This is a genomic window from Nitratidesulfovibrio oxamicus (assembly GCF_015731765.1).
GTDB lineage: Bacteria > Desulfobacterota > Desulfovibrionia > Desulfovibrionales > Desulfovibrionaceae > Cupidesulfovibrio > Cupidesulfovibrio oxamicus.
This window is the reverse complement of the sequence record NZ_VRYY01000474.1, coordinates 1-1,802: the sequence shown is the minus strand read 5'-3', so window position 1 is coordinate 1,802 and position 1,802 is coordinate 1. Positions and strand designations below refer to the sequence as shown.

Genomic DNA, 1,802 nt, shown 5'->3' with positions numbered 1-1,802 from the left:
CGCTGCCCGGCGGTATCCGGGGTCACGCGGCGCCGCCGCGCGAAAAGGCCGGGCCGCCGGGGCGGCGCGGGGATCGTCAGTACTTGATGGTCCGCAGGAAGTACTTGTTGTACTGGGTGATGCTGAACGACACCAGCAGCGAGATGGCGAGGTAGATCAGCGTGCTGACCGTGAATGCCTCGAACCCGTGGAAGGTGTACGACTCGATCTGGCGGGCCATGTAGGTAAGTTCCATGACCCCGATGGTCATGCACAGCGACGAGTTCTTGAACAGGTTGAGCGCCTGCGAGATCAGCGGCGGCACGATGATGCGGAAGGCCTGCGGCAGGACCACGTAGCGCATGGCCTGGAGGAAGGTGAGGCCGCAGGCGCGCGAGGCTTCAAGCTGCGTGCGCGGAATGGAGAAGATGCCGGAGCGGATCTCTTCGGCGATGAACGCGGCGGTGTACACCGCAAGGGAGATGACCCCCGCCGCGAACTCGAAATTCTGCTTGTACAGCCACTGGTTGACGGCTGCGGGCAACACCGCGTCGGAGCCGAAGTACCAGAAGAATATCTGGACCAGCAACGGCGTGTTGCGGAAGAACTCCGTAAAGCCCGCGCTGAACCACACCAGCGGGCGCACGGCGGAAAGGCGCATCACCGCGATGAGCGTTCCAAGCGCCATGGCCAGCACCAGCGAAAGGGCGGAAATCTGGCAGGTGACCACGACGCCGTCGATGATCCACTGCAAGTATTCGCCGGAGAGGACGAGTTTCCAGTCGAAGTTGTACTGCAAGACGGTATCCGCGTGAAAACGGGGGGCGCGGCGATGGCGCCGCGTCCCCCGTCGGGTTGGTGCGTGCTAGTAGGGCCAGGTTTCCATCTTCCAGGTGAGCGGCAGGTAGTACTTGGTGTCCTTGCCGAACCACTTGTCGTAGATCTTCACGTATTCGCCGGAGTTCCACAGGTCCACCAGGGTGCGGTTGACCAGGTCGCGGAACTTGGAATCGTTTTCGGCCAGGCCCAGGCCGTAGGGTTCGGGCGAGATGTAGTCGCCCACGATTTCCCACTTTTCGGGCTCGGGATCGGAGTTGCGCAGGCCGAGCAGGATGGTGGAGTCGGTGGTGACGGCTTCGGCCTTGCCCTGCTTGAGGGCCAGGAACGCCTGCGGGTACTCGTCGAAGGAGACCACGGTGGCGTCGGGCTGGGCGGCCTTGATGTTCTTTTCGGAGGTGGACCCCTTGGCGGTGGCCACCTTCTTGCCCTTCAGGTCCGCCGCGCTCTTCACGGCGCCGCCCTTCTTCACCAGCAGCTTCTGGCCGTCCATGAAGTAGGTGATGGAGAAGTCGATGACGTCGTCACGCTCGAACTTGTGGGTCATGGTGGCGGCCACCATGTCCACGGAGCCCTGGGTCAGCATGGGGATGCGGGTGGCGCTGGTGACGGTCTTCAGTTCCAGCTTCACGCCCAGTTTGTCGGCAACGGCCTTGCAGATGTCGATGTCGAAGCCGACGACCTGCTTGGTCTGCTCGTCGATATACCCGAAGGGCACGGTAGAGTCCTTGACGCCGCAGACGAGCGCGCCGCGGGCCTTGATGTCCTCGATCTTGCCCGCGTGGGCCATGGTGCCGGTAAGCACCACGCACAGGGCCACGGCCAGTAGCACAAGACGCTTCATGAGAGTTCTCCCTGCTGATGCAGTTCGGGGGGCCGCAGGCCCCCGGGATGGGCGTTCGTCCGTCGTCCGAACCCGGCGTGCCGCCACGCGGCGGCCGGGGGTATCGCGTGTCGTGCCCGAGGCGCAGGCGCGCCGCCCGGCT

Annotated in this window: 2 protein-coding genes; both read right to left on the bottom strand. The window is 64.3% G+C overall.

All coding sequences use genetic code 11. The features are described 5' to 3' along the window. Positions 1 to 76: 76 nt before the first annotated feature. Positions 77 to 778, bottom strand: a complete 702-nt coding sequence (locus FVW20_RS14145; RefSeq protein WP_196610117.1) for an amino acid ABC transporter permease — start codon at positions 776 to 778, stop codon at positions 77 to 79. 66 nt (positions 779 to 844) lie between these two features. Then, a complete protein-coding gene (locus FVW20_RS14140; protein ID WP_196610116.1) occupies positions 845 to 1,660 on the bottom strand; it encodes an ABC transporter substrate-binding protein in 816 nt (271 codons plus the stop codon). Positions 1,661 to 1,802: the final 142 nt, after the last annotated feature.